Here is a 458-nt window from a genome sequence, read left to right as displayed (position 1 = left end):
TATGTCATTTATACTTCCGGTACCACAGGTCATCCCAAAGGTGTTATGGTTGAGCATAAAGGGGTTGTGAATCTGTGTTTCTGGCATATAGAAACCTTTGATGTTGATGTGCATACTAAATCGACCTTATATTCTAATTATAGCTTTGATGCTTCAGTATGGGAATTATTTCCCTATTTATTAAAAGGAGCGAGTCTGTATATTGTTCCGTCAGCACTGCGTCTTGATTTAATAGGGCTCAATAATTTTTATGAAGATTCTGGCATTACCCATTCGTTTTTGCCCACTGCTTTATGTGAGCCTTTTATTCAGATAGAGAATCACTCCCTGTCTTATTTATTTACCGGAGGAGACCGTTTGTTAACTTCTAATACGAGTAACCATTATAAGTTGGTAAATAATTACGGACCAACTGAAAACAGTGTAGTTTCGACCAGTTTTACACTTTGTCAGAGACT

Annotated in this window: 1 protein-coding gene; it reads left to right on the top strand. The window is 36.9% G+C overall.

The window, feature by feature from the left end; all coding sequences use genetic code 11:
- Positions 1 to 458 (top strand): AMP-binding protein (locus tag GFU89_RS23240; RefSeq protein WP_318849384.1); only part of this gene is annotated, 458 nt, incomplete at both ends.

The organism is Chryseobacterium sp. JV558 (assembly GCF_033712365.1).
Classification (GTDB): Bacteria; Bacteroidota; Bacteroidia; order Flavobacteriales; family Weeksellaceae; genus Chryseobacterium.
Note: the sequence above shows the minus strand (reverse complement) of the source record. Positions and strands in the feature narration are given on the sequence as shown.